Origin of the sequence: Leptolyngbya sp. FACHB-36, from assembly GCF_014695955.1 — a bacterium.
Taxonomy (GTDB): domain Bacteria; phylum Cyanobacteriota; class Cyanobacteriia; order Leptolyngbyales; family Leptolyngbyaceae; genus FACHB-36.
On sequence record NZ_JACJPG010000390.1, the window covers coordinates 1 to 2,315 of the forward strand.

Sequence of the window (2,315 nt, forward strand, 5' to 3'; positions counted from 1 at the left end):
CAGGAGCTAGAGCAGGAAAAGCTCATTTCCGAAGCCGCGAATCGCGCCAAAAGCGAGTTTCTGGCAACGATGAGTCACGAACTCCGTACGCCCCTAAACGCGGTTCTGGGGCTTTCGGAGGTTCTGCAAGAGCAGCTCTTTGGTCCGCTCAATGCCAAACAAGCCGACTACATCCACCACATCCACAACAGTGGACAGCATTTGCTTCAGTTGATCAACGACATTCTCGACCTGGCAAAAGTGGAATTGGGACGAGAAGTTCTCTCCCTAGCTCCAGTCCCGGTTTTTGATGTCTGTCACTACTGCCTGATGCTGGTTCAGGAGCAAGCGTTTGAGCGGGGCTTGCACATTTCTAGCCACATTGATCCTGCAGCTCACACCTGCCTTGCCGATGAGCGGCGTCTGCGACAAATGCTGCTGAATTTGCTGTCTAACGCGATTAAGTTTACGCCCGCTGGCAGCGTGTCTCTGATTGTGGAGAAACAGCCGCGGAGCATCGTCTTCACCGTTGCAGATACAGGAATTGGCATTGCGGCAGACCAACTGCCACTGCTGTTTAAGCCGTTTAGCCAGTTAGATAGTCAGCTTGACCGCAAGTACTCTGGCACTGGATTGGGACTGGCACTGACGCGCAATTTGGCTCAACTGCACGGTGGTAAGGTGACGGTGGAATCGACGTTGGGCAAGGGCAGTCGCTTCACGATCGAGCTGCCCGATTCTGGTCAGTCTGAGTCGGTGGATGACGCTAACGGCGAGGGCGATCGGTTAACGTCTCTCGGCGCTCAGCAGCACCGAAACAGTGGACGTATCCTGATCGTAGAAGACGACGCAGGTAGCGCCATGCTGCTGCAAGACTACTTGCAGGTGAGCGGGTACCAGGTGGAACATCTGACTGGCGGCATTGATTTCATTCAGCGAGTCCGCAGCTTTAAGCCCAATCTCATTCTCCTCGACGGACAACTTCCTGGCGAGGCAACAGGATTAGACTTGGTGGCTCACCTCCGCAGCCAGCCGGATCTCTATACCATTCCGGTTGTCGCTGTAACGGCAATGGCGATGTCTGGCGATCGAGAGCGGTTTCTACAAGCGGGCGCAAATGCCTACCTTAGCAAGCCGATCGAAATCGTCCAGCTTGAATCTCTTCTTATGAAGTACCTGTAGCGCTGTTAAAGAACAACAAGCTTGGGTTTCCCGTTCACATCTCACTGCTGCTTAAACGGCAACTCCTGATTAATCGCGTCCATTTCTCGCTGCTCTACTTCGTTCAGTTGGTCGATATAAGAGCTGAAGATCTGCATTAGCCGCGGATTATAGAAGCGGTGCAGTGAGTGGTTTGGCATGGCGGGAAAGCCGCGTCGCTTTTTGTGCCGTCCGCCTGCGCCCGGATCAAATAGCTGAATGCCATTCGAGATTGCCCACTCGATCGGCGTATAGTAGCAGGCATCGAAGTGCAGACAGTCGATTTCTTCCAGCGATCCCCAGTAGCGCCCGTAGAGATTAGTGCCTTTCGTGAGGCAAAAGGACATGCCTACGGGATGCTGTGGGTCACGCTCATCGTAGGCTGCGATAAACACCACGCGATGGCTATAGCGGGGATATAGCTGCTCGAAAAACTTGCGCGTCAGATACTTACTGCCCCACCAGCCAAATTTGTCGCAGGTGTCGCTGTAGAACGTATACATCTGCGAAAACAGCGGTTTAGGAATTTCCTCACCCGTCAACGCCCGCATGGTTAATCCTGCCTGGACAACAGATTTGCGCTCCCGCTTAATGTTGCGTCGCTGGTTGGCGTTGAATGCGCCGAGGTAGTCATCGAAGGTTTGATATCCTTGATTTTGCCAGACGTAGCTGTGGTGCACCCACGTCAAGAAGCCGTGCTGCTCTAGGCGCGATCGCCACTCCGGATCGACGTAGAGAAAATTGCAGCCCGAAATTTTGTTTTGCACGCAGAAGTGGTCGATGGCGTTGAGCATCAGCCCCGTCAGTTCATCTTCATCTTCTCCAGGCGCAATCAAAAACCGATAGCCCTCGGCAGGCGTAAACGGCGACATGCCCAGCAGCTTTGGGTAATAGTCAATTCCCAGTCGCGTTGCCAAATCTGCCCACTGATGATCGAAGACAAACTCACCGTAGCTGTGTCCTTTGACATAGAGCGGGGCGATCGCAATCAGGGCACGATCGCGCCACACCGTCAGATGATTCGGTAACCAGCCTTCGCGTGCGGTGGCGCTGCCAGAGGCTTCCATGTTGTTTAGCCAGTCCCACTCAAAGAACGGCGTCTTTAGGGGCATTGCCAGTGCGTCCCATTCTGCCTG

Annotated in this window: 2 protein-coding genes; one reads left to right on the forward strand and one right to left on the reverse strand. The window is 54.0% G+C overall.

The window, feature by feature from the left end; all coding sequences use genetic code 11:
* The coding region (locus tag H6F43_RS10945) for an ATP-binding protein (protein WP_190342798.1) at positions 1-1,161 on the forward strand (1,161 nt) is incomplete at its 5' end.
* 41 nt (positions 1,162-1,202) lie between these two features.
* Here the strand turns inward: H6F43_RS10945 and H6F43_RS10950 are convergent.
* The coding region (locus tag H6F43_RS10950) for a GNAT family N-acetyltransferase (RefSeq protein ID WP_190342799.1) at positions 1,203-2,315 on the reverse strand (1,113 nt) is incomplete at its 5' end.